Origin of the sequence: Mesorhizobium australafricanum (assembly GCF_033977265.1) — a bacterium.
Taxonomy (GTDB): Bacteria; Pseudomonadota; Alphaproteobacteria; order Rhizobiales; family Rhizobiaceae; genus Mesorhizobium; species Mesorhizobium australafricanum.
The window spans coordinates 136571-163220 of record NZ_JAVIIT010000010.1; the positions used below are offsets into that span (position 1 = coordinate 136571).

Sequence of the window (26650 nt, forward strand, 5' to 3'; positions counted from 1 at the left end):
CAATCTCGCCCGACTCAAACCAGAGAGCGGGGAATCGTCTGCTCGAAGTCGCGTTCGGAGACCAGTTTTTCGCCCTCATAGGCTTCGATTCTGGCGCTGACGATGAAGTTCCCGGCGTCCGATCGCATCCGGGCAAAGGTCTCGGTCCGCACCGACCATTCGTTGCGCGACAATGTCTGCGTCCAATGCGTGGCTCCGGTGGCCGACAGCGGGTCGTCGGGATGGATCGCCCATGTCTCGCGCACGATGCTGCCATTGACCAGCCCGTGGTCGAGATCGCGCACTTCGCCGAAATCGTCGGTTATGGAAAGGGTGACTAGGCCGGTCTTCTCATCGCGATCGATGTGGCGTTCCGAGTTGGTCGGTCTGATTTCCTCGGTCGCCCATGCAGTCGCGCCTTCCGGCTCAGGGAACGAAACCTCATCCCCTTTCGCCAGCGGGCGCAGCGGCAGCTTCAGCGTCGCCTTTGCGAGATCAAGCCGTACCGGCTCCGGCGAGGGCCAAATCATCGGCCAGTAGGCGGTCGAGACGGCGATGCGCAATTTGTGGCCGGCAGGCACCCGGTAGGCGCACTGGTCGAGCACGACGCGTGCCGAAACTGTCTCGCCGGGGACGAGCGCTTGCGGGAATTCATGCGAATTGCGGTGGGTCAGATTGAGCACGCCATAGGAGATCAGTTCCGAGGCGCCGTCGGGATGCACGTCGCAGAGGCGCACCGCAATGTTGGCCTGGGGCCGATCGGCGGCGACCCGGACCTCAAGTTCCGGCGCTCCTACAATGTCGATCGCCTCGCCAAGTTCCGGTCGGTCGAAGCATACGCAGAGCGCGTCGTCTGGGCGCTGGTCGCCCGGCAGTTCCGGCCCGAAGGTGAAGGGAAAATATTCGCCGCCGGCAAGTCCGCAGGTCTGCGGCGAAGCGACGATCGAAGGCCTTGCGCCCGCGGAAATGAGGTCGATCGCCTCGATCTTGATGTTGGAAGATGGCCATTCCTGTTCCGCCACCCAGCGACCCGGCCGCTCGGGATGCCAGCGCGCCGGCCGCACGCTGTCCATGACATAGGCGCGGTAGTCCGGATCGGTCTCGACGCCCGTTTCTGTGTCCTTCAGCCAGCGGTCCCACCAGCGCAACGCTTCCTGCAGGAAGCCGATGGCTGGACTGGGCCCGGCGTAATGCGGGTATTTGTGGATCCAGGGGCCGACGATGCCTTTGACCGGCGATTGGATGCCGGTGACGAGGTTGGAGATCGTGTTGCGGTAGCCGTCGTGCCAGCCGCCGATCGACAGCACGGCCGCTTTGACCGCCGAAAAATCCTCGCAGATCGAGCCGCGTTTCCAATAGGCGTCGCGATGCTGGTGGCTGAGCCAGAGCGGCAACAGGAAAGGCTGGTTTTCGAGCCGGCTGAGCCAAAGATCGCGCCAGCGGTTGCCGCCGGCAATCGCCGGATCCGGCGGCCGCGACGAGTAGGACAGCATCGTCGAGGCCCAGCCGAAATTCTCCAAGAGCAGGCAGCCGCCCTTGTAGTGGATGTCGTCGGCATAGCGGTCGACGGTCGAGCAGAGGCTGATCACCGCCTTCAGCGCCGGCGGCTGCTTGGCAGCCACCTGAAGGCAGTTGAAGCCACCCCAGGAAATGCCCATCATGCCGACATTGCCGTTGCACCAGGGCTGCGCCGCCGCCCAGGCGACGACGTCGCAGGCATCCTGCAATTCCTGCTCGGAATATTCGTCGTCCATCAGCCCTTCGGAATCGCCATTGCCGCGCATGTCGACCCGGATCGACGCGTAGCCGTGCCCGGCGAAATAGGGATGGGTGAGCTGGTCGCGGAAGATGGTGCCGTCGCGCTTGCGGTAAGGCAGGTGCTCGAGGATTGCCGGCACCGGATTGTCGGTCGCGTCCTCGGGCATCCAGATGCGCGCCGACAAGCGGCAGCCATCCGGCATGACAATGCCCATGTCAGGGAACTCGACGACCTTGCGGGGAAATTCGGTGACGGTTTTCATGGCCGTGCATAACGCTACGCAGCGTGGCGACTTTCAATCGCCATTCGCGACTGGAGCATCAAAAATTGCGACCTGGGCCGTTAGCGCAATTCGTCGACCAATTCGGGGTGTTTTTCGAGCAATGTCATCAGCTGAATGGTCGGGCCACTCGGCTCGATAAGGCCTCTTTCATATTTGTCGAAAGCATTCTCGCCGACCTTGAACAGGGACCCGGCCTCGCGCTGGGACAGCTTGAGCTTTGTGCGCATGCGCCGGATGGTTGCCGGAGCTGGGACACCGTCGATCTTCTCCTTGAGGAGGCGGAGCGCCGCATCGACGGCAATCATGTCGTCCCCGACATGCACGCTTTCGCCATCCGATGCCGGATAGTAGCCGGGCAGGTCGACCGTAATGCTCTCGCTCTTGTAGGTCACGGTGAACGGACGCACGCTGCGCGTCAGCGTCTCTCCGGTTTCGGGAGAGATCATGGTTTCACTGGTTTCTCTTGCCATGGGTCATTTCTCCTTGAATGCCATGACCGTAAATTCGGTCACGACATCCGCCTGAAATTTCACATAGAGAAGCAAGCCACGCGCCGGCACGTGATAGACGTCCTGCCAGACGCGGTGATCAGCGAAGGTCGTCATCGACTTCACGAACATCTTCCGCGTCATGCCGCCGATCACTTCGACAATACCGGCGCGATCGAAGCCGACGCCAACTGCGTCTCGTAGCGCAGACGCCGTAATAGCCAGCGTATCAACAGACCCAAACGTCGTCTTGATCGCGTCAAGATCGTACGTGGGCCTGAGTTTCTCCATAGCCTAGTATGCCACCATAAAGGTGGCAATTCAAGCAGCAGTTGAACTGGGCTCAGTTCAGCGGGATGTCGTTATCCGCTTTGCTCGACTGATACGTGCCCGACAATTCGTCGTAGCGCGCCGAGATCCTGTCGATGCGGGCCTCCAGCCGCCTGCGTTCCGCCTCGGGCAAAGCGCGCACCAGCCGGCGGATTGAGAAGCTTTTCCAATAGGCGTTCTCGGCATTGTAGCCGCCGGGGTCGAGGGTGAAGACCTCTTTCAAAATCTTCAGGTCATGCGGGATAGCAAAACTGTCGCGCGAATCCTCGTGGCTGAAGAGATAGTAGAAATTGTCGAAGCCGGTCCAGGTGATGGCCGACAGGCAGAGCGAGCAGGGTTCGTGCGTGGCGACGAACAGCGCATCCTTGGTATCGACGCGCTCGGCCTTGGGCATTTCGTAAAAACGCTTCAGGCAGTGCACCTCGCCATGCCAGAGCGGATTTTCCATCTCGTTGTTGGTTTCGGCCAGCACCAGCGAGCGGTCACCCTTCCTCAGAATGGCGGCCCCGAACAGCTTGTTGCCATGGGCAACGCCTTCGGCGGTCTTGGGCACGATGTCATGCTCGATCACGTCGAGCAGGCGGTCGATCAGCGAAACGTCGGTCATATGAATCGGAAGCTTTCAGGGAAGGTGGATCTCGTACGGATGCGAGAAATGAAACTCTTCGAGATTGGAGCCCTCGCCGCCGCGGTCGACGATGAGGAAATCCTGTTCCTCGCCGATCGGCGTCAGCACGCCGTGCCAGAGGTTACGGCGGTAGTTGATGCCTTGTCCGGGCGCGGCGATGAAGGCGTGCGGCTCGCCTGGCCCGTCCTTGGTGTCATGGCAGACAACGACCAGGAAGGGCCGCGGCGACAGCGGGATGAATGCCTGGCTGCCGAGCGGATGGCGCTCGACCATGGTGAGCTTCAGCGGCATTTCGTAAGGCGTTCCGCGCACCATGGAAATCAGCACCCGCGCATTCGGTCCCATCGCCTCGGCGGTGGCGAGGTCGTGATAGCGCATCGCCTTGCCGCCATTGATCGGGTAGCGGTTGTCGCCGCCCATATCGATGACGTCGCCGAAGGGCGCGAAGGTTTCGCGGCTCAGCGGCTGGGCGACGATGCGGGTCACCGCGCCAGACCCCCATGCGCGCCGCCAAGCTTGGCGTGACGGTTGACGTCCTTGTAGAGCAGGTAGCGGAAGTTGCCTGGGCCGCCGGCGTAGCAGGCCTGCGGGCAGAAGGCGCGCAGCCACATGAAATCGCCCGCCTCGACCTCGACCCAGTCCTGGTTGAGGCGGTACACCGCCTTGCCTTCGAGCACATAGAGCCCGTGCTCCATGACGTGGGTTTCGGCGAAGGGAATGACCGCGCCCGGTTCGAGCGTGACGATGGTGACGTGCATGTCGTGGCGCATGTCGGCCGGGTCGACGAAGCGCGTCGTGGCCCAGCGGCCTTCGGTGCCGGGCATCGGGCTCGGCGCCACCTGCCGGTCGCTCGAGAAGAAGGCCTCCGGCACGTCGATACCCTCGACGGCCTCATAGGCCTTGCGGATCCAGTGGAAGCGGACGGCGGCGCCGCTTTCGTTGCGCACCGTCCAGCCGCTCGCCGGGGGCAGGAAGGCGAAGCCACCGGGGGCAAGCACATGTTTTTTGCCGGCAAGCGATACGGTGAGCTCGCCCTCGACGACAAACAGCACACCCTCGGCGCCCGCGTCGAGTTCCGGCCGGTCGCTGCCGCCGCCAGGCAGAACCTCGACGATATATTGCGAGAACGTCTCGGCGAAGCCCGAGAGCGGCCTTGCGATGATCCAGGCCCTCGTCTCGTCCCAGAACGGCAGCGGACTGGTGACGATGTCCTGCATCACCCCCTTGGGGATGACCGCATAGGCTTCGGTGAAGACGGCGCGGCCGGTCAAAAGCTCGTTCTGGCCGGAATGGCCGCCATGCGGCGCATAATAGGTTCGCTCGGACGTCTTGATCATATCCATGGGGATCCCTGGCGTTATTGCGGCAGCATGTCTTTCAGTCGAAGCAGCGCGATGCGTTCGACCTGATGGCAGGCGGTTTCGAACTCGGTGCCGCGGCTGTTGCCGATCCGCGCCTCGAACTCCGCCAGGATTTCGTCCTTGGTCTTGCCCTTGACGGCGATGATGAAGGGGAAGCCGAAGGTGGTGACGTAGGCGGCGTTGAGCTTGGAGAACAATTCGCGCTCCTTGTCGGTCAGCGCATCGAGCCCGACGGAGGCTTGTTCCTTGGCCGATTCAGGCGTCAGGCGCTTGGCGTTGGCCAGCTTGCCGGCAAGGTCCGGGTGGGCGTTGAGCACGGAAAGCCGCTCGGCTTCCGTTGCTGCGCGAAAGATGCGGCAGAGCGCGTTGTGCAGGCCGCCCGCGCTGTCATGCGCCGGTCCAAGCTCCAATTCGTAGGCGCGCTCGGCGATCCACGGCGAATGTTCGAACACGCCGCCGAAGGCATGCACGAACTCCTCGAACGTCATCCGCGACGGGCGCAGCGCCGGAGCCTCGTAAGGATGCGTTTCGCGCCAGTGCCTGGCGATGTCGATGCGCCGCGTCAGCCACACTTTGTCATGCGATTTCACATAGTCGACGAAGCGCTTCAGCGCCGCGACGCGGCCCGGGCGGCCGACCAGCCGGCAATGCAGGCCGATATTCATCATGCGCGGCCTACCCGCCTTGCCCTCGGCATAGAGCGTGTCGAAGCTATCCTTCAGATAGGCGAAGAACTGGTCGCCGGAGTTGAAGCCCTGCGGCGTGGCAAAACGCATGTCGTTGGCATCGAGCGTGTAAGGGATGATGAGCTGCGGCTTCTCCAGCCCGTCGCGGTCGAACCAGTAGGGCAGTTCGTCGTCATAGGTGTCGGACACGTAGTCGAAGCCGCCTTCCTCGGCGACGAGCCGCACCGTGTTGACCGAGGTGCGGCCGGTGTACCAGCCGGTCGGGCGCGCGCCGGTCACCTCGTAATGCAGCCGGATCGTCTCTTCGAGATCGCGCCGCTCGTCCTCGGCCGCATGGTCGCGATAGTCGATCCATTTCAGCCCGTGCGAGGCGATCTCCCAGCCGGCTTCCTGCATCGCCGCGACCTGGTCGGGCGAGCGGGCGAGCGCGGTCGCGACGCCGTAGCAGGTTACCGGCACCTGCGCTTCGGTGAACAGACGGTGGAGCCGCCAGAAGCCGGCGCGGGCGCCGTATTCATAGATCGATTCCATATTCCAGTGGCGCTGGCCGACCCAGGGAGCCGCCCCGACGATCTCAGAAAGGAAGGCTTCAGAAGCCTTGTCGCCATGCAGCACGCAATTCTCGCCGCCTTCTTCATAGTTGACGACGAACTGCACCGCGACATACGCCCCGCCGGGCCATTTCGGGTCCGGCGGATTGGCCCCGTAACCGCGCATGTCCCTGTCGTAACGCATTGCCGCTCCTGCCCGATTGTTGCGTTGAAGATATCGAAAGGAGTGCTGCTGCATTCCCCCGAAAATTTTTGAAAGTGCTTTTTGCCGCACTCCGCTCGACCCGGGCTTATGCATCGCCTTTAATTGGCGCACAATTGACTTGAAAACGTTGAACTGTACCGAGATGGGAGGCGGCCAGTGGCAGAAACGTCGAAAGCCGATGGCGGGCGCCTGACGACCCATGTGCTCGACACGGCGACCGGCCGGCCGGCAAAGGGCCTGTCGATCGGGCTTTTCCGCATCGAGGGCCAGAGCCGCACGCATCTCAAGACCGTTGCCACCAACGATGACGGCCGCTGCGATGCGCCGCTGCTTGCCGGTGCCGATTTCCGCACCGGTGAGTATGAGCTGGTTTTCGCTGCCGGTGATTATCTGCGCGGGCAGGGTAACAGCCTGCCGCAACCCGCTTTCCTCGATATCGTGCCGATCCGCTTCGGCATGGCGGAAGAGCGGCACTATCATGTGCCGCTCTTGATTTCGCCCTATGGCTACTCGACCTATCGGGGGAGCTGAGACATGGCAGACACCAAGATCCGCAACGAGATTCGTTTCATTCTGAATGGCACTGACGTCGCGCTCGGTGACGTCGCGCCCGATGTAACGCTGCTCGACTGGCTGCGGCTCAGCCGTTCGCTGCGTGGCACCAAGGAAGGCTGCGCCGAAGGCGATTGCGGTGCCTGCACGGTGCTGGTGGGCAAGCTCTCCGTCGAAGGCCTGGTCTACGAGAGCGTCAATGCCTGCATCCGCTTCATGGGCTCGCTCGACGGCACGCACGTCGTGACTGTGGAACATTTGCGCGGCGATGGCGAAAAACTGCATCCGGTGCAGCAGGCGATGGTCGATTTCCACGGCTCGCAATGCGGCTTCTGCACGCCGGGCTTCATCATGTCGCTCTATGCGCTGTGGATGAGGACACCCAACCCGTCCGATGCGGCGATCGAAAAGGCGCTGCAGGGCAATCTCTGCCGCTGCACCGGTTATGAGGCGATCATGCGCGCCGCTCGTGCCATTTCGAGCTACGGCAAGGCGGCGAAGGACCCGCTGGCGGTGGAACGCAAGGACATTACCGCTCGGCTGGAAGCGCTGCGCGACGGCGCCAGGGTCGAGGTCGGATCGGCCAGGAAGCGGCTGATCGTGCCGGCTGACGTCGACGATTTCGCCGCCGCGCTCGAGAAGGAGCCGGGCGCCATCATCGTCGCCGGCTCGACCGATGTCGGCCTATGGGTCACCAAGCACATGCGCGACATCTCGCCGGCGATCTTCATCGGCGGTCTCGACGGCCTGCGCGCGATGTCGGAGAAAGATGGCGTTATCACCATCGGCGCCGGCGTCACCTACACCGAAGCGTTCGAGACGCTGTCGAAGCGCATCCCCCCCTTGGGCCCTCTGGTCGACCGCATCGGCGGCGAGCAGGTGCGCAACATGGGCACGATCGGCGGCAACATCGCCAACGGCTCGCCGATCGGCGACACGCCGCCGCCGCTGATCGCGCTTGGCGCGCGGCTCACCCTGCGCAAGGGTAAGGACCGCCGCACGATCCCGCTCGAAACCTTCTTCATCGCCTATGGCAAGCAGGATCGTCAGCCCGGCGAGTTCGTCGAAGCAGTCCATGTGCCCGTGCCGGCAAAGGGCGAAAAGTTTGCCGTCTACAAGGTGACCAAGCGCCGTGACGAGGACATCACCGCGACGCTCGGCGCCTTCCATCTGACCTTGGCCAAGGACGGCACCGTGGCCGATATCCGCATTGCCTATGGCGGCATGGCCGCGACCCCGAAGCGCGCCACGGCGGTTGAGAATGCGCTGATCGGCAAGGTCTGGAACGAAGCGACGGTGGAGGCCGCGATGGCCGAATATGCCAAGGATTTCACGCCGCTGACCGACATGCGGGCGACCGCTGAATACCGGGCGCTGGCGGCAAAGAACCTCTTGCTGCGCTTTTATGTCGAGACGACAGGAACGAAGGCGCCGTTCCAGATATCACGCAACGAGGCGGCCTGATGAACAAGCACGCCACCCCCAATCTCAAGGCGGAAAAAATCGTTGGCGGCGTCGCCACCGATCAGCGGCACGATTCCGCGCACAAGCATGTCAGCGGCACCGCCGTCTATATCGACGACATGCCGGAGCCCGCCGGCACGTTGCATGTCGGCCTTGGTCTGTCGAAAGTCGCGCACGGCACCCTGAAAAGCGTCGACCTGTCGGCCGTGCGCACGGCGCCCGGCGTCGTCGACGTGCTGACCTATGCAGACGTGCCCGGCGAGAACGACGTTTCGCCGAGCAATATGCATGACGATCCGGTGCTCGCCGAAGACAAGGTGCAGTTTTACGGACAGCCGATCTTCGCCGTGGTTGCCGAGACGCGCGAGGAGGCGCGCCGCGCCGCGCGTTTGGCCAGAATCGAGTATGACGAGCTTGCGGCCGTCATCGACATCTGGGATCTCGACCCGGTCAAGGACAAGCAGGTCACCACGCCGCTGATCCTGAAACGCGGCGACGCCGCGGCGGTGATCGCAGCGGCACCCCGGCGCATCAAGAGCCGCATGTGGCTCGGCGGCCAGGACCATTTCTATCTCGAGGGTCAGGTCTCGCTGGCCATCCCCGGTGAGGATGACGAGGTCATCGTCTATTGCTCGACACAGGGTCCGAGCGAGACGCAGCACCTGGTCGCCCACGCGCTCGGCGTGCCGAGCCATGCCGTAACGGTCGAGGTGCGCCGCATGGGCGGCGGTTTCGGCGGCAAGGAAACTCAAGCCAACCAATGCGCCGCAATCGCCGCGATCGCCGCCAAGAAATTGAAGCGCGCGGTGAAAATCAGGCTCGACCGCGACGAAGACATGACCGCGACCGGCAAGCGACATGATTTCGTGATCGATTATGAAGTAGGCTTCGACGACGAGGGCAACATCCTCGGTGTCGACTTCACCTATGCGCTGCGCTGCGGCTTCTCCGCCGATCTGTCCGGCCCGGTCGGCGACCGCGCGCTGTTCCACTGCGACAACGCCTATTTCTACCCGGCGGTGCATGCGAAATCGGCGCCGCTCTACACCAACACCGTCTCCAACACCGCCTTTCGCGGTTTTGGCGGCCCACAGGGCATGGTCGGCGCCGAGCGCATCATCGACGAGGTCGCCTTCGCCGTCGGCAAGGACTCGCTCGAAATCCGCAAGCTGAATTTTTACGACCCGATGGAGGCTATCGGTGAGCGCTGCGTCACGCCCTATCACCAGAGGGTCGAGGACTGCATCATTCAGCGCATCGTGGCGGAGCTGGAGGAAAGCTCGAACTATGCGCGGCGCCGCCGCGAGATCAGCGCCTTCAACGCCAACAGCCGCTTCATCAAGCGCGGGTTGGCGATGACGCCGGTCAAGTTCGGCATCTCCTTCACCAAGACGGAGGCCAACCAGGCCGGCGCATTGGTGCATGTCTACGCCGATGGCTCGGTGCATATGAACCATGGCGGCACCGAGATGGGCCAGGGCCTGCATCTCAAGGTGGCGCAGGTCGTCGCCGAGGAGTTCCAGATCGATCTTGACCGGGTCAAGATCACCGCGACCACCACCGCCAAGGTGCCGAACACCTCGCCGACGGCCGCATCCTCAGGCGCCGACCTCAACGGCATGGCGGCGCAGGATGCCGCCCGCCAGATCCGCAAGCGGCTGACCGATTTCGCCGCCGACAAATACCAGGTTCCCCTCGATCAGATCGTCTTCCTGCCCAACCGTGTACGCGTCGGCAATCAGGAAGTGACCTTCAACGATCTGGTCAAGCAGGCTTATATCGCCCGCATCCAGCTTTCGGCGGCCGGCTTCTACAAGACGCCGAAAATTCATTGGGATCGCAGCAAGGGTCGCGGCCATGCCTTCTACTACTACGCCTATGGAGCGGCCTGTTCGGAAGTCTCGGTCGATACCCTGACCGGCGAATATGTCGTCGAGCGCACCGATATCCTGCACGATGCCGGCCGCTCGCTGAACCGGGCGATCGACCTCGGCCAGATCGAGGGCGGCTTCATCCAGGGCATGGGCTGGCTGACGACGGAGGAATTGTGGTGGGACGACAGCGGCCGGCTGCGCACGCATGCGCCATCGACCTACAAGATCCCGCTCGCCTCCGACCGGCCGAAAATATTCAACGTCAAGCTGACGGACTGGTCGTCGGCCTATGAGCCGACCATCCACCGCTCCAAGGCGGTGGGCGAGCCTCCGCTGCCGCATGGCATGTCAGTGCTGCATGCGCTGTCGGACGCGGTGGCCAGTGTGGCCGACCACAAGATCTGCCCGCGCCTCGACGCGCCGGCCACGCCGGAACGGGTGCTGATGGCGATCGAGCGGCTGAAGCGGGAAGCCGCGAAGCCGGCCTGAATCCGGCTAAACGTGCAAATCGGGGCGCAAAACGCTATATTTCCCAGCGCATGAGCCCGAAATCGGCATCGATTTCGGAAAAGATCATGCGCCGAGCAGTCGGAAATGCAGACCATGAACTCGAAAGTGCAAGAGCTGAAAGTGTTTCTTGGCAAGGCCGGCAGCGCTGCGCTCGTCGAGGTCGCGGCCACGAAGGGCTCGACGCCGCGCGAGGCCGGCGCCTTCATGCTTGTCTCGGCATCGGCCATTTTCGGCACCATCGGCGGCGGCCAGCTCGAATATATGGCGATCGACAAGGCGCGGCAGATGCTGCGCCCCCTATCTCCCCATAAGGGGGAGGATAAGGGAGCCCGCATCGAGGTCGATGAAATCTGCGCCACGCTCGACGTCCCGCTTGGGCCGGAAATCGGCCAATGCTGCGGCGGGCGCGTCGAGGTGCTGATCCGCCTCGTCGATGCTTCGCTTGAACATGAGCTGATCGCTAACGCCGAGTTGGAAGAGGCGCATCTTCCGCATGTCTATCTGTTCGGCGGTGGCCATGTCGGCCGGGCGCTGGCCGCTTCGCTGACGCTCCTGCCGGTCCACGTCGTCGTCATCGAAACCCGATCCGAAGCATTGGAAGGCATGCCGGACACGGTCGAGACGCGGTTGACGCCGATGCCCGAAGCCGTGGTGCGCGAGGCGCCGGCCGGATCGGCCTTCGCCATCCTCACCCACGACCATGCGCTGGATTTCCTGATCGTCGCCGAGGCGCTGAAGCGCGACGACACGGCCTATGTCGGCATGATCGGCTCCAAGACCAAGAAGGCAACCTTCAGGAACTGGTTCCTGAAATCTGTCGAGGGCAGCGACGCGCAGTTCGGCCGGCTCGTCTCGCCGATCGGCGGCAACGCGGTGAAAGACAAGCGCCCGCCGGTGATCGCCGCGCTTGCCGCCGCCGAGATCATGACGGCGCTGGTGTCGCATTCGACCCAGGCATCGGCTTCAGCTGCGCCCGAAAAGGCGATGGCCGGCTGATCCAGACGGCCATGCACGAGTAGCCGCTTGGCTATTCCTTTTCCTGGGTATGCGCCTCTAGGAACCAGAGCAACTTGTCGAGTGAGCGCGAATAGGCGGTAAAAATGTCGGCGGTATCGCGATCGCCGGCGTCGTCCGCCTCGTCGATCGCTTCGCGGGTCAGCTTGGCCGCCGCGGCATAGCGGTCGATCAGCGCCGCCAGATGATCCTTGGTCTTGTGGATGTCAGTCGGATAGGGCTTCAGCCTGGTCGCCTTCGACACTTCCTGCGAGGTGCCGTGCGCGGTGCCGCCGAGCTGCACGGCGCGCTCGGCGACGATGTCGACATGGCCGTCGATTTCCTCGCGGAATTCATCCAGCATTTCGTGGATGGCGATGAACTGCGGCCCCTTGACGTTCCAATGCGCCTGCTTGGTGATCAGCGCCAGGTCGATGGCGTCGGCAAGCCTGGCGTTGAGAAGGTCGATCGATTCCTTCTTGGCATCGGATTTGAGGTCGTTCTTGGTGACGATGGCGTCCATGGTCGGCTCCTGTTCGCGCTGCGTCGATTGGCTGAGGAGGCGGTCTGAGTGACCGCCAATCGCCAAACGGTGACAGAGCAAGTTCGTTCCGTCCCGAAGGGCGCCGACGATGCCGGGAGGTATGACTGCCGCTCACAGCTGCTCGTCGTTTTCTTCGTTTCCCAAACGCGGTCGAGCGGTGTTTTCTGCGCGCCTGACAAACACACGCATCAACACGGGTGAACGACATGGACGTATTGCGCATAGCGGCATTTGCAGACGGGAATGGAGGCGGAAATCCCGCCGGCGTGGTGATCGGCGAGGCCTTGCCGGACGCGGCTGACATGCAGCGCGTCGCGGCCGAGGTCGGCTTTTCGGAAACCGCCTTTGCCGCGCCCGAAGATGACGGCTGGCGTGTCCGCTATTTTTCGCCGGAATCGGAAGTGCCGTTCTGCGGCCATGCCACCATCGCGCTGGGTGCGGCGCTGGTCAGAAAGTTCGGCGACGGCATTTTCAAGCTGGCCCTCAACCAGGCCGACATCACCGTCGAAGGTTTTCGCGACGGCGCCAATTTCGCCGCCGCCCTGCAATCGCCGCCGACACGCAGCGGGCCGGCTTCGTCGGAACTGGTCGGCGAGGCATTGGCGCTGTTCGGCTATCAGCCAGGCGATCTCGACCCCGCTATTCCGCCGGCGCTCGTCCATGGTGGTGCCGATCATCTCGTGCTCGCGCTGAAGTCACGCGAGGCGTTGGCCGCCATGGCCTATGCCTTGAAGCAGGGCCAGTCCTTCATGCGGCGCGAAGGCTTGGTCACGATCCTGCTCGCTTATGCCGAGACGCCGCGCCTCTTCCACACCCGCAATCCATTCGCCTCCGGCGGTGTCTATGAGGATCCGGCAACGGGGGCGGCGACGGCGGCCTTTGCCGGCTATCTGCGCGATCTCGGCTGGCCGCATGGCGGCGGGATCGACATCGTCCAGGGCGAGGACATGGGCATGCGCTCGCGGCTTCATGCCGATATTCCCTCGCCACCGGGCAGCTCGATCAGGGTGTCTGGAACAGCCCGCCTGATGGATGCGCGGGCCGCCGCGGCTTAAACCGGCCGCTTGAGGCTGAGATGCTCGCGCAACGTGCGGCCTTCATACTCCTTGCGGAACAGGCCGCGCCGCTGCAGTTCCGGCACCACCAGCGTCGCGAAGGCGTCGAGGTCGCCCGGGAACCAGGACGGCATGACATTGAAGCCGTCGGCGGCGCCGCCTTCGAAACGCGCCTGCAATTCGTCGGCGATCTCTCCGGCCGTGCCGATGACGCGCCAGTGGCCGCGCGCGCCGGCAAAATAACGCGCGAGCCCGCGGATCGAGAGCCCGTCGCGGCGCGCCTGATCTATGACCAGCGCCTGCCGGCTTTTCATGCCTTCGCTCTCCGGTAGTTCGGGCAATGGCCCGTCGATCGGATAGCGCCCAAGATCGGAAATGCTGAGATAGCTGGAGAGCAGCGCGACACCGACGTCGTCGGGGATCAATTCCTGCAGCGCATCGTATTTGGCCTGCGCCTCGGCCTTGGTCGCCGCGACGATCGGCGCCACGCCGGGCATGATCTTCACATCGTCCGGCTGGCGGCCATAGGCGGCGAGCCGTCCCTTGAGGTCGTCGTAAAAGGCCTTGGCCTCCTCGAAAGTCTGGGCCGCCGAAAACACGACATCGGCGGTGCGGGCGGCAAGATCCTTGCCATCGTCGGAGGCGCCGGCCTGCACCATCACCGGCGCGCCCTGCGGCGAGGGCGGTATGTCGAGCGCATCGCGAACCGAAAAGCTCTCGCCGTCATGGCCGGCAAAGCGCCGGTTCCACAGGCCGGTGATCACCGTGGCGAACTCGCGTGCCCGCGCGTAGCGATCGGCGTGCGGTCTCAGGCCCGTCGCCCCAAAATTCGCGGCTTCGACGGGGCTTGCCGAGGTCACCAGGTTCCAGCCGGCGCGCCCGCCGCTCAGATTGTCGAGCGAGGCGAAGACGCGCGCAAGCCCATAGGGTTCGTTGTAGCTCGTCGATGCCGTCGACACGAGGCCGATGCGCTCGGTCTGCGCGGCAAGCGCTGACAGCAGGCTGATCGGCTCGAAGCCGATCGAGCGCGAGGTCTGGCTGGCGATGTTGATATTGGCCTCGCGCAGGCCGGCGGCGTCCTCGCAGAACACCATGTCGAACTTCGCGGCCTCCGCCGTTCGCGTCAGCTGGATGTAGTGATCGATGTCGATGCCGGCCTTCACATGTGCGTCCGGGTGACGCCAGGCGGCAATGTGATGGCCGGTCGCCCACAGGAACAGGCCGAGCTTCATCTGGCGTGCGCTCATTTCTCGCCTCCCGCCCCGAGTCCGAGATGGTCGCGTAATCTTGCCCCGGCATGAGCGGAGCGGGCGGCGTCGCGGCGGCGAAGGTCCGGCAGGATGCGATCGGCGAAGTCGTCGAGTGCCGAAAGATCGGCCGGCAAAGCGAGGTTGAGGCCGTCGCAGCCCTGCCCGGCGAACCAGTGATCCAGATGATCGGTGCCGAGCTCGGGCTCCGCCTGGAGCGTGGCCAATGTCTTCAACGCGTGCGGCTCGCGTCCGGCGGTGACCGCCCGGCGTTTCAAGTCGTCGCAAGCGGCCTTCGCGTCTGCCGGTGATACGGCGTCAACCAAGATGACGTCAGCGACGCGGGCCGCAAAATCGAACTCAGCTTCCGCCAGGCTGGACATGACCAGTACTGGCGTGCCCTGCGGCGAGCGGGCAATGTTCAGCGGCCCGCGCACCGAGAAGAACTCGCCCTTGTGGTCGAGGAAATGCATCTTGTCGGGATCGTGGAACCGGCCGCCCGCCTTGTCGAACAGCAAGGCGTCCGTATCCCAGCCTCGCCATAGCCCCTGGACGATGCCGATATACTCTTCCGCGCGGCGGCGAAAATCATCGTTCGAAAACCCTTCCGACCGGCTGAAGTTCGCAGCCTCACGCGGATTTTGCCTCAGCGTGGCGTTCCAGCCGATGCGGCCATGGCTGATGATGTCGAGCGAAGCGAAACGGCGCGCCAGATTGTAGGGCTGGTGCGCGAGCGTCGAGGCGCTGGCGACGAGGCCGATCCTTTCTGTCGCCGTTGCCAGCGCAGCCAGCAGCGTCGTTGCCTCGAAAGGGCTGCTTGATCGCTCGTCCGTTGCATCGGAGATGACAACCATATCGATCCCGGCCGCCTCCGCCTTCCGCACCAAGCCGGCGATCTCAGCAAATGTCAGACTGGCCTGCCCGATGGAGGAAGCAATGTTGAGCGAAACGGCGAGATGCATTGTGCGGCCCATTCGGCTGCAACCGGCGTCTGCAGCCATTCGGCTACCAACCTAGGCTCGCTTTTGCGCAAGGCAACGGGAGCGAGTGGGCCACCAAGCTGTCACCTGCCGACCAGCCACCGTATTAGCGGCGAGGTAGAAGTCCTGCCGAGCCGATGTTGCGTGGCGGGTCGCATAGCTCGGTGGTTAGCCGACGCGCCTCGTCATTCTATGGCGGAGCAAGGAGCGAAGCGACGCGGCGCAGACCATAGGATCCATTCCGTGACTTCGACGCGTTGCGACGGTGCAGAATTCTGCTCCGCTGCGCCCTTCGGCGAAAGTCACGGAATGGATCCTCGGGTCTGCGCTCCGCTTCGCGTCGCTTCGCCCGTGGATGACGACGCCACGGAGGCTTCGGCCAATCGCGACGCAACGCTGCCAGCCCCCTACTTGCCGGCCAAGATATCCTTGATCAGCCGCTGGCAGCGTTCGGCCATGAAGTCGAGCAGCAGCCGCACCTTCGGATCCTGCAGCTTCTTGTGCGGATAGACGGCGGCGAATTGCACCGGCGTCGGCGGTGTCTGGGGCAGGATCACCTTCAGCCGCCGGTCGCGGATGAAGGGCTCGACCTCGAAGCGCGGCTTGTTGATGATGCCCCGGCCCGACAGCGCCCAGCCGGTCAGCACATCGCCATCGTCGGTGTCGTAGGGGCCGTGCACCTCGAATTTCTGCGGGCCGCTCGGCGTCTGCAGCGTCCAGACATATTCGCGCGCGCCGGCATAGCGCAGCATCAGGCAATCGTGCTTCTTGCCGATCAGTTCCTGCGACTCGGTCGGTTCGCCGCGCGCTTCCAGATATTTCGGTGCGGCCACCAGCACTCGCTCGCATTCCATGATGCCGCGCATCCTGAGGCTCGAATCCTCGATGATGCCGAGCCGGAAGGCGACGTCGATGCCTTCCTTCATGATATCGACATTGTGGTCGGAAAGCCTGAGCCGTACTTCGATATCTGGGTACCGATCGTGGAAATCCGGAATGCCGGAAGCGATCAGCCGCCGGCCGAGGCCGAGCGGCGCCGTCACCCTGATGGTGCCGCGCGGCTGGCCGGAAAGTGCTGCGACCGCGGCTTCCGCCTCGGTGATCGAATCCAGCACCTGCTTGGCGCCGGTATAGAACACCGTGCCGTGCTCGGTCGGCATCAACTGCCTTGTCGTGCGGTTGAACAGCCTGACCCCTAGATGCTTCTCCAGTTCCTTGATGCGGTTGGAGGCGACCGCCGGAGAAATGCGCATGTCGCGCCCCGCCGCCGACAGATTGCCGAGCTCGACGACGCGGACGAAGACGGCGATGTTGTCGAGATAGGCCATGCGGCTTTCGTGGCTCTCAAACAGCTGCGTCCAGATATGTCGATATTCAGTTGATGCCGGCCTGCAAATGCCGTGTTCCTGCGCTTCCGGTGCTCACGTACCGGAAGTACGCTCCGCTCCGGTTCTCGAAACCCGTCATTTTCGGCTCGGCCTGACCTGAATCTCAACACATCTTGAGCAAGCCTACTATTTTCCATTTTTTTTTGAAAGTCATCGCGCACCTCGCCTCTTTTCGTTTGCGCGCCAGCCCGTAAAGTCGCCTGATCGGCAGGGACGATTTCAATGATGGATTTCGCGATTTTCTGGGACTGGCTGAGCTTCGCCGTCCGCTGGCTGCATGTCATCACCGGCATCGCCTGGATCGGCTCGTCCTTCTATTTCGTCGCCCTCGACCTGGGCTTGCGCCAGCGCCCGGGCCTGCCCGTCGGCGCTTTCGGCGAGGAATGGCAGGTGCATGGCGGCGGCTTCTACCACATCCAGAAATATCTGGTGGCGCCCGCCGAGATGCCGGAGCACCTCACCTGGTTCAAATGGGAATCCTACGCCACCTGGCTGTCGGGCTTCGCCATGCTCTGCGTGGTCTATTATGCCGGCGCCGATCTCTTCCTGATCGACCCCAACGTGCTCAACATCTCGGTGCCGGTCGGCATCCTGCTGTCGCTGGCCACCATCGGCGTCGGCTGGATCGTCTACGACCTGCTCTGCCGCTCGCCGCTCGGCAAAAGCGACACCGGGTTGATGCTGGTGCTCTATTGCGTGCTGGTCTTCATCGCCTGGGGACTCACGCACCTCTTCACCGGTCGCGCCGCCTTCCTGCATCTCGGCGCCATCACCGCCACGATCATGTCGGCCAATGTCTTCATGGTCATCATCCCCAACCAGAAGATCGTCGTCGCCGACCTGATCGCCGGCCGCAAGCCGGATCCGAAATACGGCAAGATCGCCAAGCAGCGCTCGCTGCACAACAACTACCTGACCTTGCCGGTCCTGTTCCTGATGCTGTCGAACCACTACCCGCTGGCCTTCGGCACTGAGTTCAACTGGGTCATCGCCTCGCTGGTGTTCATCATCGGCGTGCTGATCCGGCACTATTTCAACACGGTGCATGCGCGCAAAGGCAACCCGACCTGGACCTGGCTGGGCGCGGCCGTGCTGTTCATGATCATCATCTGGCTGTCGACCGTGCCGAAGGTGCTGACCGGCGAGCCGAAGGCCTCCGCGGCCTCCGCCGCCGCGCAGGTCTATATGGCATCGGCGCATTTCCCGGCGGTGCGCGACACTGTGCTGGGCCGCTGCTCCATGTGCCACACGGAAGAGCCGGTCTATGAGGGCATCTACCATGCGCCGAAGGGCGTGCTGCTCGACACCGACGCGCGCATCGCCGAGCATGCCCGCGAGATCTATATCCAGGCCGGCCGGGCGCATGCCATGCCGCCCGCCAATGTCAGCCACATCACCGACCAGGAACGAGTCCTTCTGGTCGCCTGGTTCGAAGGCGCTGGAAAATAAGCATGACATCAAAACTTCTGCGCGGCCGCACGCTCTCCTTCCTGCGTTGGCCCGAAGCGATCGACGACCATTCCGCCTGGCGTTACGAGGAGGATGGCGGTCTGCTGATCGACAACGGCAAGATCATTGCCGCCGGTTCCTATGCGGACGTCGCGAAGAAGGCGGGCGCGGGGGTCGAGACGATCGACCATCGTCCGCATCTCATCCTGCCTGGATTTCTCGACGCCCATGTGCATTTTCCGCAGATGCAGGTCATCGCCTCCTACGGTGCCGAACTGCTCGACTGGCTGAACAAATACACTTTTCCGGAGGAGTCGAAATTCCAGAACGCGCAGCACGGCCGCCGCATCGCCAGGCTGTTCCTCGACGAGATGCTGCGGCACGGCACGACGACGGTCGCTGCATATTGCTCGGTGCACAAATCGTCGGCCGAAGCCTTCTTCGCCGAGTCGCATGAGCGCAACATGCTCAACATCGCCGGCAAGGTGATGATGGACCGCAACGCGCCCGACGGTGTGCTCGACACGCCGCAGACCGGTTATGACGAAACCAAGGCGCTGATCGCCGAATGGCACGGCAAAGGCCGCCAGCTCTATGCCATCACGCCGCGCTTCGCCATCACCTCGTCGCCCGAGCAGATGGAAATGGCCGGCGCGCTCTGTCGCGAGCATCCCGATCTGCATATGCAGACGCACCTGTCGGAGAACCACGCCGAGATCGCCTTCACCCAGGAGCTCTATCCCTGGTCGCGCGACTACACCGATGTCTATGAGCGCTACGGCTTGCTCGGCAAAAAGAGCCTGTTCGGCCACTGCATCCATCTGTCGGAACGCGAGGCGGACGCACTGTCGCAATCGGGCTCGGTGGCGGTGTTCTGCCCGACTTCCAATCTTTTCCTCGGCTCCGGCCTGTTCGACTACCAGCGTTATCGCCGGCGCGAGAAGCCGCTGCGAATCGCAGCGGCGACCGATGTCGGCGGCGGCACCAACTATTCGATGCTGCGCACCATGGACGAAGGCTACAAGGTGATCGCGCTGAATGGCGAGAAGCTGAACCCGTTCCAGTCCTTCTGGCAGCTGACGCGCGGCAATGCCGAGGCGTTGTCGGTGGCCGACAAGGTCGGCACATTGGATGAAAGCACGGATGCCGACATCGTCGTGCTCGACGCCCATACGACGCCTGGCATGCGGCTCAGGATGGAGACGGTGGAGACGCTGGCCGAGGAGCTGTTCCTGTTGCAGACGCTGGGCGACGATCGTGCCGTGCGCGAGGTCTATGTGGCGGGCCGGCCGGCGAAGAGCGCGATTGTCGCATAGATTAAACCTGCTCTTCGCTTGACCCCGCGTCAGCCATCGGCCAAAGCGTGCGTCGACATTTGACAGGGGAAACGCCATGGCTGCCGCCGACGACATCGCTCTGATCAAGAAACAGGAAGCCACGCTGGTCTTCCCGGCCTTCGACGAGGCCGTCGCCTTCAAGATCGGTTCTGCCATCAGGGATCGGGCGCTGAAGGAAAACCTGCCGATTATCGTCGACATCAGGACCTTCGACCGGCCGCTCTTCTATGCCGCGATGCCGGGCTCCAACGCCTCCAATCCCGATTGGGCGCGGCGCAAGATCAATGTCGTGAAGCGCTATCTGAGCAGCACCTACCGTCTTGTGCTGGAGCAGCAGCGGCCCGACCGTACCTTCAAGGTCGGCGAGGCGCTCGACATTTCGGACTATGTGCTTGCCGGCGGCGGCTTTCCCGTCACCGTCAAGGGCGCCGGCGTCATCGGGGTCATCGCGGTCTCGGGCCTGCCGGAACGCGAGGACCATGGCGTCGTCGTCGACGCGCTTTGCGCTCATCTTGGCATCGATGCGAGCGGGCTCGCGCTGCCGCCGGAAGAAAAATGACCGACCCGAAAAGCTTCCTCACGTCGATCTTCAACGCCGCCGTCGCCGCCGCCGATCCGGAAAAGACGATCCGCGATCATTTGCCGGCGAGGCCGAAAGGCCGCACCATCGTCATCGGCGCGGGCAAAGGCTCGGCGCAGATGGCGGCTGCCTTCGAGAAGGTCTGGGACGGCCCGATCGACGGGCTGGTCGTCACCCGCTACGGCTATGGCGCCAGATGCGAGCGCATCGAGATCATCGAGGCGGCGCACCCGGTGCCGGACGCCGCGGGCTTGGAAGCCTCGAAACGGTTGTTGGAGAAAGTGCGGGGTCTGACCGCCGACGATCTGGTCGTGGCGTTGATTTCCGGCGGCGGTTCGGCGCTGCTGCCGTCGCCCGCTCCCGGGTTGACGCTTGCCGACGAGATCGCCGTCAACGAGGCGCTGCTTGCCTCCGGCGCGCCCATCGCGGCGATGAACGCCATCCGCAAGCATGTCTCGACCATCAAGGGCGGACGCCTGGCTGCCGCGGCGCACCCGGCGCGAGTGGTGTCGCTGGTCGTCTCCGACATCCCCGGCGACAATCCGGCGCTGGTTGCCTCGGGCCCGACCGTTCCCGACACAGGCAGCCGCGAGGATGCGCTGGCTTCGATCGCCGCCTATGGCATGAAGCTGCCGGATGCGGTCATGGCGCATATCAGTTCGCCGGCCGCCGACGCGCCACGTCCCGACGATCCCCGCTTTGCCGGCAATGAAGTTCACCTGACCGCCTCGGCCGGCGTGTCGCTGGAAGCGGCGGCCGCCGAAGCGAAGCGGCAAGGCATCGAGGCCGTCATCCTGTCGGATGCGATCGAGGGCGAGGCACGCGAGGTCGGCGGCGTCCACGCCGCGATCGCCCGCGAGGTGGCGACGCGCAACCGGCCCTTCAGGAAGCCGGTGCTGATCCTGTCCGGCGGCGAGACGACGGTGACGCTGCGGGCCAAGGGCAAGGGCGGCCGCAATTCCGAATTCCTGCTTGCCTTCGCCATCGGGATCGACGACGTCGATGGCATCCACGCATTGGCTGCGGACACCGACGGCATCGACGGCTCGGAAAACAATGCTGGCGCCTTCGCAGACGGCTCGACGGTGGCGCGGATGCGGGTTGCTGGCGTCGATGCCAAGGCGATGCTCGCCGGCAACAACGCCTGGACGGCTTTCAACGCGGTTGGGGATTTGTTCGTGCCGGGTCCCACCGGAACGAATGTGAATGATCTGAGGGCGATTCTGGTTAGGTAGCGCTAGAGCCTCCAGAACTTCGTCATCCACGGGCGAAGCAGGAGCGCAGCTCCGTCGCGGAGACCCGAGGATCCATTCCGTGACCTTGGTCGAAGGATGCAACGGAGCAGAATTCTGCCCGGTCGCAACACGTCGAAGTAATGGCATGGATCCTCGGGTCTGCGCGCGTCGCTTCGCTCCTTGCTCCGCCCATGGATGACGAAGCGATAAGCGCTTCAGCTAATCCCCAACGCCGCGCAACTTCGTACAGCAAGCCCCGTCAAACTCCCGTCGGCCGTTCCTGGGCGCGCAGAACAATGATCAAGCACCCATCAACTGCTTCACCTTCCGCATATCCTTCAAAAACCGCCCGCGCTCGGCCTCTTTGTCCTCCTGGTCGCGGATACGCAGGATGAAGGACGGATGGATGGTCAGGAACACGCGCAACCCATCCTCCCGCTCGACCACGTCGCCGCGCATCCTGATGATCGGCACCGCCTTGCCGAGCAGCGACTGCGCCGCCGTCGCGCCGAGCGCCACCACGAGGTTCGGCTTGATGAGGTCGAGCTCCTTGTCCAGCCACCAGCGGCAGGCCTGGATCTCGCCGGCATTGGGTTTCGAGTGGATGCGCCTCTTGCCGCGGGGCTCGAATTTGAAATGCTTCACCGCATTGGTCACATAGACCTTACGGCGGTCGATCTCGGCGTCGTCCAGGATGCTGTCGAACACTCTGCCTGCCGGCCCCACGAAAGGCTTGCCGGCCAGATCCTCCTGGTCGCCGGGTTGCTCGCCGACGAAGATGACATCGGCACTCTCCGGTCCCTCGCCGAACACGGTCTGCGTGGCGTTGCGCCAGAGCGAGCAGCGATGGCAGCCTTTTGCCGCTTCGCGCGCCTCGCCGATGGAGGTGGCGCCTCCTTCTGCAGCTGGCTCTGGCTCGGGCGCGGGGATGCGCCTGGCTGGACGCCTCGCTTCACGTCGCAAGGCCATAGTTGACAGTGTTGTCGCCATCGTTCTGTCTCGCCCGCTTTCAAACTTGAAATGGGCGAGCCTGGCAATGGTTCCCGATCCTCACACCTCGTGCAGGTAGAGGTGGTAATCCAGCTCGCTGACGGTGCGCGCGACGCGCAGATATTCCGCCTGCTTGATCGCCACGAAGGTACGGTGCAGGTCGGCGCCGAGCGCCGACTTCAGGAAATACGAGGCCCTGGCCGCCTCGATCGCGGCGCGCCAGTCGACCGGCATGGTCGATTTCTCCGTTGCCTGCTCGTAGCCGTTTCCGGTTGTCTCAGGCCCTGGATCCAGTCCCTCGTCGAGCCCTTTGACGATGCCGGCCAGCACAGTCGCCGCCACCAGATAGGGGTTGGCGTCGACGCCGGAAGGCCGGTGTTCGATGCGGCGGTTCCTGGCATCGCCCGCCGGCACGCGCAGCGCTACCGAGCGGTTGTTGACGCCCCAGCTCGGCGCCACCGGCGCGTAGGATTGCGCGACGAAGCGCCGCCATGAATTGGCGTGCGGCGCAAACACCAGCATCGATTCCGCCATGGTGTGGATCAGGCCGCCCAGCGCGTTGAGCAGGCTTGGCGACCATTTTTCGCCGGCGGCCTCGGTGAAGACGTTCCGGCCGGCATCGTCCTGCAGCGAGACGTGGAAATGCATGCCCGAGCCGGCATAGGCCTCGATGGGTTTGGCCATGAAGCAGGCGGTGACGCCGTGCCGGCGCGCCTGCGCCCTGACCAGCCGCTTCAGCATGACGAGGTCGTCCGCCGCCCGCATCACGTCCTTGCGGTAGTTCAGCGTCAGCTCGTACTGGCCGGGCGCGTATTCGGAAATGACCGTCTCGGCCGGGATGCCTTGCGCCTTGGCGGCGGCGTAAATGTCGGAAAACAGCGGCTCCATGCCGTGCAGATGGTCGACCGAATAGACTTCCGTCTTGGCCGAGCGGCGGCCGTCGAGCACCGCGCGGGCGGCTTGCACCTTGCCGTCCGCATCGCGCTCGTTGGCTAAAAGAAAAAATTCCAGCTCGAAGGCGCCGGCCGGATGCAAACCTCTGGCCGCCAGCAACTCCACCTGCCTTGCCAGCACCAGCCGCGGATCGGAAGTCATCGGCTGCCCGTCGAGGTGGTGCATCGACATCAGCACCTGGCCGCGCGGCGGGGTGGTGCCGTGCAGCGGCACCAGCGTGCCGGGGATCGGCCATGCCCGAAGGTCGCCGTCGCCGGTGTCCCACACCAGCCCGGTTTCGTGCACGTCCTCGCCGGTGATGTCGAGGCCAAGGATCGAGATCGGCAGATGCCGTCCGTTCTCGAAAATGCCCATCAGCTCGTGCCGGCGCACGATCTTGCCGCGGCCGATGCCGTTGGCGTCGGTGAGCACGATGTCGAACGCCTCGATCTCGGGATGCGCGTCGAGAAAGGCTTTTGCCTCCGCGGGCGCCGAGCCGGGAGGAGAAGTCGCAACTGTGTTCGGATTGTCCATGGCCGCCAATCTTTCAACTGCTTGTCTCATGCCGTCAGCCTGGCTGCAACTGCGGCGAAGGCGGCGATCAGCCGGCTCACTTGCGCGGAAGTCGTTGCCGGCGAGATCAGCATCATGTTGTGGAACGGCGCGATCAGCACGCCGCGATTGACCAGCGCGACATGGATGGCGGCTTCCAGTTCCGGCGCATGCGCTTTCTCCGCCTCGCCGCCATTCCCGAGCGGCCCGGGCACGCAGATGAATTCGACGCGCGCCCCGACCCGCGCGACATGCCAGGGCAGCTTGTTTCGCTCGATGACGGCCGAGAGCCCCGCATCGAGCCGGCGCGCCAGCCGGTCCATATGTGCATAGGCCGCCTCGGTCATCACCTCTTCGAGCGTCGCGCGCATCGCCGCGAATTGCAGCGGATTGGCCGACAGCGTCGTGCCCATGCCGGAATAGCCGGGCTCCTTCACCCGGTTGTAGGCGCCGTAGCGTGTCGCAACCTCCTCGCTCATGCCCCAGATGCTCGCCGGCACGCCGCCGGCCACCGGTTTGCCGAGCACAAACAGGTCCGGCTCCAGCCCGTGCTTGCTTGTATAGCCGCCCGGCCCCGTCGAAATCGTGTGCGTCTCGTCGATCAGGAGCAGCGTGCCGGCCGCGCGGGTCAGGCGCCGCAGCGCGTCGTGGAAGCCGGGCTCCGGCAGCACCATGCAGGAATTGGTCAGCACCGGCTCGGTGATGACGCAGGCGACGTCGCGGTCGGCCAGCGCCGCTTCCAATGCGGCAATGTCGTTGAACTCGACGATCTTGGTCGCTCGCGTCAGGTCGCGGAACTCGCCGGCGAGCCCCGGCCGGTTCGCCGGTCTGCCGTCGACCAGCCGCACCATCGTCTCGTCGACCGCGCCATGATAGCAGCCGTTGAAGACCAGGATCTTTTCGCGCCCGGTCACGGCGCGGGCCACGCGCAGCGCGAAGCGGTTGGCGTCGGTGGCGGTGGTGGCGATCTGCCAGTAGGGCAGGCCGAAGCGCTGCTGCAGGAGCGAGCCTATCGCCAGCGCATCCTCGCTGGGCAGCATATAGGTCAGTCCGCGCCCGGACTGGCGGCGAATCGCGCGGGCAACCGGCGGCGGCGAATGGCCAAGCATCGAGCCGGTGTCGCCGAGGCAGAAATCGTCAAGCCTGTTGCCGTCGATGTCGGTGATGGTGGCGCCTTTCGCGCCGTCGACCAGGATCGGGAACGGCGTTGGCCAGTCGGTCATCCAGTGCATCGGCACGCCGCCGAGAAAACCGGCGATGCCATTGCCGAGCTTGGCCTCGGATTTCGGCCGCGCCTTGCGGAAGGCGGCCGCCTCAGTGTCGCGCAATTCGGCGATGCGGGCGGCAGCGATGCCGCCGATGGAAGTCCGGTCGATTGAATGCATGAAGCCCCCTTCAGGCAGTAGGCAGTAGGCAGTAGGCAGTAGGCAGTAGGCAGTAGGCAGTAGGCAGTAGGCAGTAGGCAGTAGGCAGTAGGCAGTAGGTGCCGTCGTCCCTAAGCCCTACTGCCTATTCCCTACTGCCTATGCCGTGATGTCTATGACGCCGCAATCGCCTGCGGCACTGCCGAACACGATGCGGCGCTCTTCCTTGTCCCACATCATCGCGGTGATGGCGCCCTTGCCGGGGCGGCGCAGAAGCACTTCCTTGGCATCGGCGAAGCGCGCCGCGATCACCATGCCGTCCTCATAGCCGATGGCCACAACATCCTGGCTCGGATGACAGGCGACGCAGGTCACCATTGTGTTGCCGCGCGTGCCGAACTCCAGCGGCGCCTTGCCCATCGGTCCATCCTTGCTGGCGAAGGGCCAGACGATTGCCGCCGGCGCCCCCGAGCTCGCCAGCCATTTGCCCTTGACGCTCCAGGAGAGGCTTTTCACCTTGCCGGGATAACCGCTCATGCGCATGTGCTTGCCGTCGGCAAGCTTCCAGCCATGCAGCGCATTCTCCTGCATGGTGGTGACCAGGAAGGCCCCGTCCGGCGAAAAGCTGATGCCGGTATGGGCGCCGGCCCATTCGAGTTCGACGGGCTTGCCCTCGGCGGCCGGGAAATGCAGCGTCGCGCCATTGTAGCGGGCAACGCCGAACCGCATGCCCTTGGGCGAGAAGGCCAGCCCCTCCACCGAGCGCGGATGGATGAATTCCTTGGTTTTGCCGTCGGCAAAACGCACGAAAGCGTTCTTGCCCGACGCATAGGCGATCGCGCCTTGCGGCCCCGCGGCGACGCTGGTGATCCATTTTTTACCCGCGCTGGCGAGCTCGCTCACCTCGCCGCCGGCCTTCACGGCAAACACCTTGCCGTCCTCCCCGCCGGTGATCAGCCGGTCGTTGGGAGCGTCGTGGAAGGCGGCGAGCAGTCCGTCATTGGCCCGCACCGTCTTTTGCCCATTGTCCAGCCGGTGGATCGAACCGTCGGCGAGCGCAAAGTGAGGCACGTCGGCAAGGAAGACCGCGGCGACGCAATGGCCTTCGAGATCAAGCGGGGCGACTGTCGGCATGCAAATTGGTCCATATGAGATTTCTGCCGTTCCCCATAAGGGGTTGAGCTGCGGGTCTCAACCCATGATTGGAACCGTGACAAGCGAGGGGGGCGCCGGCGCCGGGGTTCTCCCTTCTCCCCTTGTGGGAGAAGGTGGCCGAGCGAAGCTCGGTCGGATGAGGGGTGCTCCAGCTTGGCAAAGACGGCGATCCGTCACG

The 26650-nt window shown here is 64.2% G+C and carries 24 protein-coding genes; 9 read left to right on the forward strand and 15 right to left on the reverse strand.

Features of this window, described 5'->3' with window-relative positions; translation table 11 throughout:
• Positions 1–14: 14 nt before the first annotated feature.
• The 7 genes from RFM98_RS20305 to puuE form a co-directional block, all read right to left on the reverse strand.
• Complete coding sequence (locus RFM98_RS20305) at positions 15–2000, reverse strand: CocE/NonD family hydrolase (RefSeq protein WP_320310539.1); 1986 nt, start codon at positions 1998–2000, stop codon at positions 15–17.
• Between the two features lie 80 nt (positions 2001–2080).
• The gene (locus RFM98_RS20310) at positions 2081–2491 is read right to left on the reverse strand and encodes a type II toxin-antitoxin system MqsA family antitoxin (RefSeq protein WP_320310540.1); all 411 of its coding nucleotides are present in this window, start codon (positions 2489–2491) and stop codon (positions 2081–2083) included.
• Positions 2492–2494: 3 nt separating this feature from the next.
• The gene (locus RFM98_RS20315; RefSeq protein WP_320310541.1) at positions 2495–2800 is read right to left on the reverse strand and encodes a type II toxin-antitoxin system MqsR family toxin; all 306 of its coding nucleotides are present in this window, start codon (positions 2798–2800) and stop codon (positions 2495–2497) included.
• 52 nt (positions 2801–2852) lie between these two features.
• Positions 2853–3446, reverse strand: coding sequence for a nucleoside deaminase (locus tag RFM98_RS20320; protein WP_320310542.1), 594 nt, complete (start codon positions 3444–3446; stop codon positions 2853–2855).
• A gap of 15 nt (positions 3447–3461) precedes the next feature.
• On the reverse strand, positions 3462–3953 hold the full coding sequence (locus RFM98_RS20325; protein ID WP_320310543.1) for an ureidoglycolate lyase: 492 nt from the start codon (positions 3951–3953) through the stop codon (positions 3462–3464).
• Positions 3950–4810 carry a bifunctional allantoicase/(S)-ureidoglycine aminohydrolase gene (locus RFM98_RS20330; RefSeq protein ID WP_320310544.1) on the reverse strand — a complete coding sequence of 287 codons (861 nt, stop codon included), beginning with the start codon at positions 4808–4810 and terminating at the stop codon, positions 3950–3952. Before RFM98_RS20330 ends, RFM98_RS20325 begins: the two co-directional genes overlap by 4 nt.
• A 14-nt stretch (positions 4811–4824) precedes the next feature.
• Complete coding sequence (puuE, locus tag RFM98_RS20335) at positions 4825–6249, reverse strand: allantoinase PuuE (RefSeq protein ID WP_320310545.1); 1425 nt, start codon at positions 6247–6249, stop codon at positions 4825–4827.
• Between the two features lie 177 nt (positions 6250–6426).
• Here puuE and uraH point away from each other — a divergent pair, with 177 nt between their 5' ends.
• From uraH to xdhC, 4 genes are all read left to right on the forward strand, one after another.
• Positions 6427–6801, forward strand: coding sequence for a hydroxyisourate hydrolase (gene uraH / locus RFM98_RS20340; protein WP_320212969.1), 375 nt, complete (start codon positions 6427–6429; stop codon positions 6799–6801).
• 3 nt (positions 6802–6804) lie between these two features.
• Positions 6805–8286 (forward strand): xanthine dehydrogenase small subunit, encoded by a 1482-nt coding sequence (gene xdhA / locus RFM98_RS20345; protein ID WP_320310546.1) that lies wholly within the window; start codon positions 6805–6807, stop codon positions 8284–8286.
• Entirely contained in the window at positions 8286–10649 is a 2364-nt protein-coding gene (gene xdhB / locus RFM98_RS20350; protein WP_320310547.1) for a xanthine dehydrogenase molybdopterin binding subunit, read from the forward strand. The genes xdhA and xdhB overlap by 1 nt, the downstream gene beginning before the upstream one ends.
• Positions 10650–10763: 114 nt before the next feature.
• Entirely contained in the window at positions 10764–11666 is a 903-nt protein-coding gene (gene xdhC / locus RFM98_RS20355; protein ID WP_320310548.1) for a xanthine dehydrogenase accessory protein XdhC, read from the forward strand.
• Between the two features lie 31 nt (positions 11667–11697).
• Here xdhC and dps read toward each other — a convergent pair whose 3' ends face one another.
• A complete protein-coding gene (dps, locus tag RFM98_RS20360; protein ID WP_320310549.1) occupies positions 11698–12186 on the reverse strand; it encodes a DNA starvation/stationary phase protection protein Dps in 489 nt (162 codons plus the stop codon).
• A gap of 227 nt (positions 12187–12413) precedes the next feature.
• Here dps and RFM98_RS20365 point away from each other — a divergent pair, with 227 nt between their 5' ends.
• Complete coding sequence (locus RFM98_RS20365; protein WP_320310550.1) at positions 12414–13262, forward strand: PhzF family phenazine biosynthesis protein; 849 nt, start codon at positions 12414–12416, stop codon at positions 13260–13262.
• On the opposite strand, the gene RFM98_RS20370 is transcribed toward RFM98_RS20365, so the two are convergent.
• The 3 genes from RFM98_RS20370 to RFM98_RS20380 all read right to left on the reverse strand — a co-directional run bounded on the left by RFM98_RS20370 (position 13259) and on the right by RFM98_RS20380 (position 16817).
• Positions 13259–14509, reverse strand: a complete 1251-nt coding sequence (locus RFM98_RS20370; RefSeq protein ID WP_320310551.1) for an LLM class flavin-dependent oxidoreductase — start codon at positions 14507–14509, stop codon at positions 13259–13261. The two genes, RFM98_RS20365 and RFM98_RS20370, sit on opposite strands and share 4 nt — an antisense overlap.
• Positions 14506–15471 (reverse strand): LLM class flavin-dependent oxidoreductase, encoded by a 966-nt coding sequence (locus RFM98_RS20375; protein WP_320310552.1) that lies wholly within the window; start codon positions 15469–15471, stop codon positions 14506–14508. The genes RFM98_RS20370 and RFM98_RS20375 overlap by 4 nt, the downstream gene beginning before the upstream one ends.
• 425 nt (positions 15472–15896) lie before the next feature.
• Positions 15897–16817, reverse strand: coding sequence for a LysR family transcriptional regulator (locus RFM98_RS20380; protein ID WP_320212977.1), 921 nt, complete (start codon positions 16815–16817; stop codon positions 15897–15899).
• Positions 16818–17099: 282 nt separating this feature from the next.
• Here RFM98_RS20380 and RFM98_RS20385 point away from each other — a divergent pair, with 282 nt between their 5' ends.
• The 4 genes from RFM98_RS20385 (at position 17100) to RFM98_RS20400 (ending at position 21478) form a co-directional block, all read left to right on the forward strand.
• A complete protein-coding gene (locus tag RFM98_RS20385) occupies positions 17100–18326 on the forward strand; it encodes a urate hydroxylase PuuD (RefSeq protein ID WP_320310553.1) in 1227 nt (408 codons plus the stop codon).
• A gap of 2 nt (positions 18327–18328) precedes the next feature.
• Complete coding sequence (guaD, locus tag RFM98_RS20390; RefSeq protein ID WP_320310554.1) at positions 18329–19642, forward strand: guanine deaminase; 1314 nt, start codon at positions 18329–18331, stop codon at positions 19640–19642.
• A 76-nt stretch (positions 19643–19718) separates the two neighbouring features.
• On the forward strand, positions 19719–20222 hold the full coding sequence (locus tag RFM98_RS20395) for a heme-degrading domain-containing protein (RefSeq protein WP_320310555.1): 504 nt from the start codon (positions 19719–19721) through the stop codon (positions 20220–20222).
• On the forward strand, positions 20219–21478 hold the full coding sequence (locus tag RFM98_RS20400) for a glycerate kinase type-2 family protein (RefSeq protein WP_320310556.1): 1260 nt from the start codon (positions 20219–20221) through the stop codon (positions 21476–21478). Before RFM98_RS20395 ends, RFM98_RS20400 begins: the two co-directional genes overlap by 4 nt.
• A gap of 300 nt (positions 21479–21778) precedes the next feature.
• Here the strand turns inward: RFM98_RS20400 and RFM98_RS20405 are convergent, their stop codons facing one another.
• The 4 genes from RFM98_RS20405 to RFM98_RS20420 all read right to left on the reverse strand — a co-directional run bounded on the left by RFM98_RS20405 (position 21779) and on the right by RFM98_RS20420 (position 26451).
• Positions 21779–22468, reverse strand: coding sequence for a UdgX family uracil-DNA binding protein (locus tag RFM98_RS20405; protein WP_320310557.1), 690 nt, complete (start codon positions 22466–22468; stop codon positions 21779–21781).
• Between the two features lie 60 nt (positions 22469–22528).
• Entirely contained in the window at positions 22529–23965 is a 1437-nt protein-coding gene (locus RFM98_RS20410) for a glutamine synthetase family protein (RefSeq protein ID WP_430682328.1), read from the reverse strand.
• Entirely contained in the window at positions 23962–25338 is a 1377-nt protein-coding gene (locus tag RFM98_RS20415) for an aspartate aminotransferase family protein (protein ID WP_320310558.1), read from the reverse strand. The genes RFM98_RS20410 and RFM98_RS20415 overlap by 4 nt, the downstream gene beginning before the upstream one ends.
• A 138-nt stretch (positions 25339–25476) precedes the next feature.
• Positions 25477–26451, reverse strand: a complete 975-nt coding sequence (locus RFM98_RS20420; protein WP_320310559.1) for a WD40 repeat domain-containing protein — start codon at positions 26449–26451, stop codon at positions 25477–25479.
• Between the last annotated feature and the right edge of the window lie 199 nt (positions 26452–26650).

What these genes read in the sequence shown, in the direction of transcription:
- RFM98_RS20305 (WP_320310539.1), bottom strand. Translation starts at nt 2,000, where the DNA reads ATGAAAACCGTCACCGAATTTCCCCGCAAGGTCGTCGAGTTCCCTGAC.
- RFM98_RS20310 (WP_320310540.1), bottom strand. Translation starts at nt 2,491, where the DNA reads ATGGCAAGAGAAACCAGTGAAACCATGATCTCTCCCGAAACCGGAGAG.
- RFM98_RS20315 (WP_320310541.1), bottom strand. Translation starts at nt 2,800, where the DNA reads ATGGAGAAACTCAGGCCCACGTACGATCTTGACGCGATCAAGACGACG.
- RFM98_RS20320 (WP_320310542.1), bottom strand. Translation starts at nt 3,446, where the DNA reads ATGACCGACGTTTCGCTGATCGACCGCCTGCTCGACGTGATCGAGCAT.
- RFM98_RS20330 (WP_320310544.1), bottom strand. Translation starts at nt 4,810, where the DNA reads ATGGATATGATCAAGACGTCCGAGCGAACCTATTATGCGCCGCATGGC.
- puuE (WP_320310545.1), bottom strand. Translation starts at nt 6,249, where the DNA reads ATGCGTTACGACAGGGACATGCGCGGTTACGGGGCCAATCCGCCGGAC.
- xdhA (WP_320310546.1), top strand. Translation starts at nt 6,805, where the DNA reads ATGGCAGACACCAAGATCCGCAACGAGATTCGTTTCATTCTGAATGGC.
- xdhB (WP_320310547.1), top strand. Translation starts at nt 8,286, where the DNA reads ATGAACAAGCACGCCACCCCCAATCTCAAGGCGGAAAAAATCGTTGGC.
- xdhC (WP_320310548.1), top strand. Translation starts at nt 10,764, where the DNA reads ATGAACTCGAAAGTGCAAGAGCTGAAAGTGTTTCTTGGCAAGGCCGGC.
- dps (WP_320310549.1), bottom strand. Translation starts at nt 12,186, where the DNA reads ATGGACGCCATCGTCACCAAGAACGACCTCAAATCCGATGCCAAGAAG.
- RFM98_RS20365 (WP_320310550.1), top strand. Translation starts at nt 12,414, where the DNA reads ATGGACGTATTGCGCATAGCGGCATTTGCAGACGGGAATGGAGGCGGA.
- RFM98_RS20370 (WP_320310551.1), bottom strand. Translation starts at nt 14,509, where the DNA reads ATGAGCGCACGCCAGATGAAGCTCGGCCTGTTCCTGTGGGCGACCGGC.
- RFM98_RS20375 (WP_320310552.1), bottom strand. Translation starts at nt 15,471, where the DNA reads ATGCATCTCGCCGTTTCGCTCAACATTGCTTCCTCCATCGGGCAGGCC.
- RFM98_RS20380 (WP_320212977.1), bottom strand. Translation starts at nt 16,817, where the DNA reads ATGGCCTATCTCGACAACATCGCCGTCTTCGTCCGCGTCGTCGAGCTC.
- RFM98_RS20385 (WP_320310553.1), top strand. Translation starts at nt 17,100, where the DNA reads ATGATGGATTTCGCGATTTTCTGGGACTGGCTGAGCTTCGCCGTCCGC.
- guaD (WP_320310554.1), top strand. Translation starts at nt 18,329, where the DNA reads ATGACATCAAAACTTCTGCGCGGCCGCACGCTCTCCTTCCTGCGTTGG.
- RFM98_RS20395 (WP_320310555.1), top strand. Translation starts at nt 19,719, where the DNA reads ATGGCTGCCGCCGACGACATCGCTCTGATCAAGAAACAGGAAGCCACG.
- RFM98_RS20400 (WP_320310556.1), top strand. Translation starts at nt 20,219, where the DNA reads ATGACCGACCCGAAAAGCTTCCTCACGTCGATCTTCAACGCCGCCGTC.
- RFM98_RS20405 (WP_320310557.1), bottom strand. Translation starts at nt 22,468, where the DNA reads ATGGCGACAACACTGTCAACTATGGCCTTGCGACGTGAAGCGAGGCGT.
- RFM98_RS20410 (WP_430682328.1), bottom strand. Translation starts at nt 23,965, where the DNA reads ATGAGACAAGCAGTTGAAAGATTGGCGGCCATGGACAATCCGAACACA.
- RFM98_RS20415 (WP_320310558.1), bottom strand. Translation starts at nt 25,338, where the DNA reads ATGCATTCAATCGACCGGACTTCCATCGGCGGCATCGCTGCCGCCCGC.
- RFM98_RS20420 (WP_320310559.1), bottom strand. Translation starts at nt 26,451, where the DNA reads ATGCCGACAGTCGCCCCGCTTGATCTCGAAGGCCATTGCGTCGCCGCG.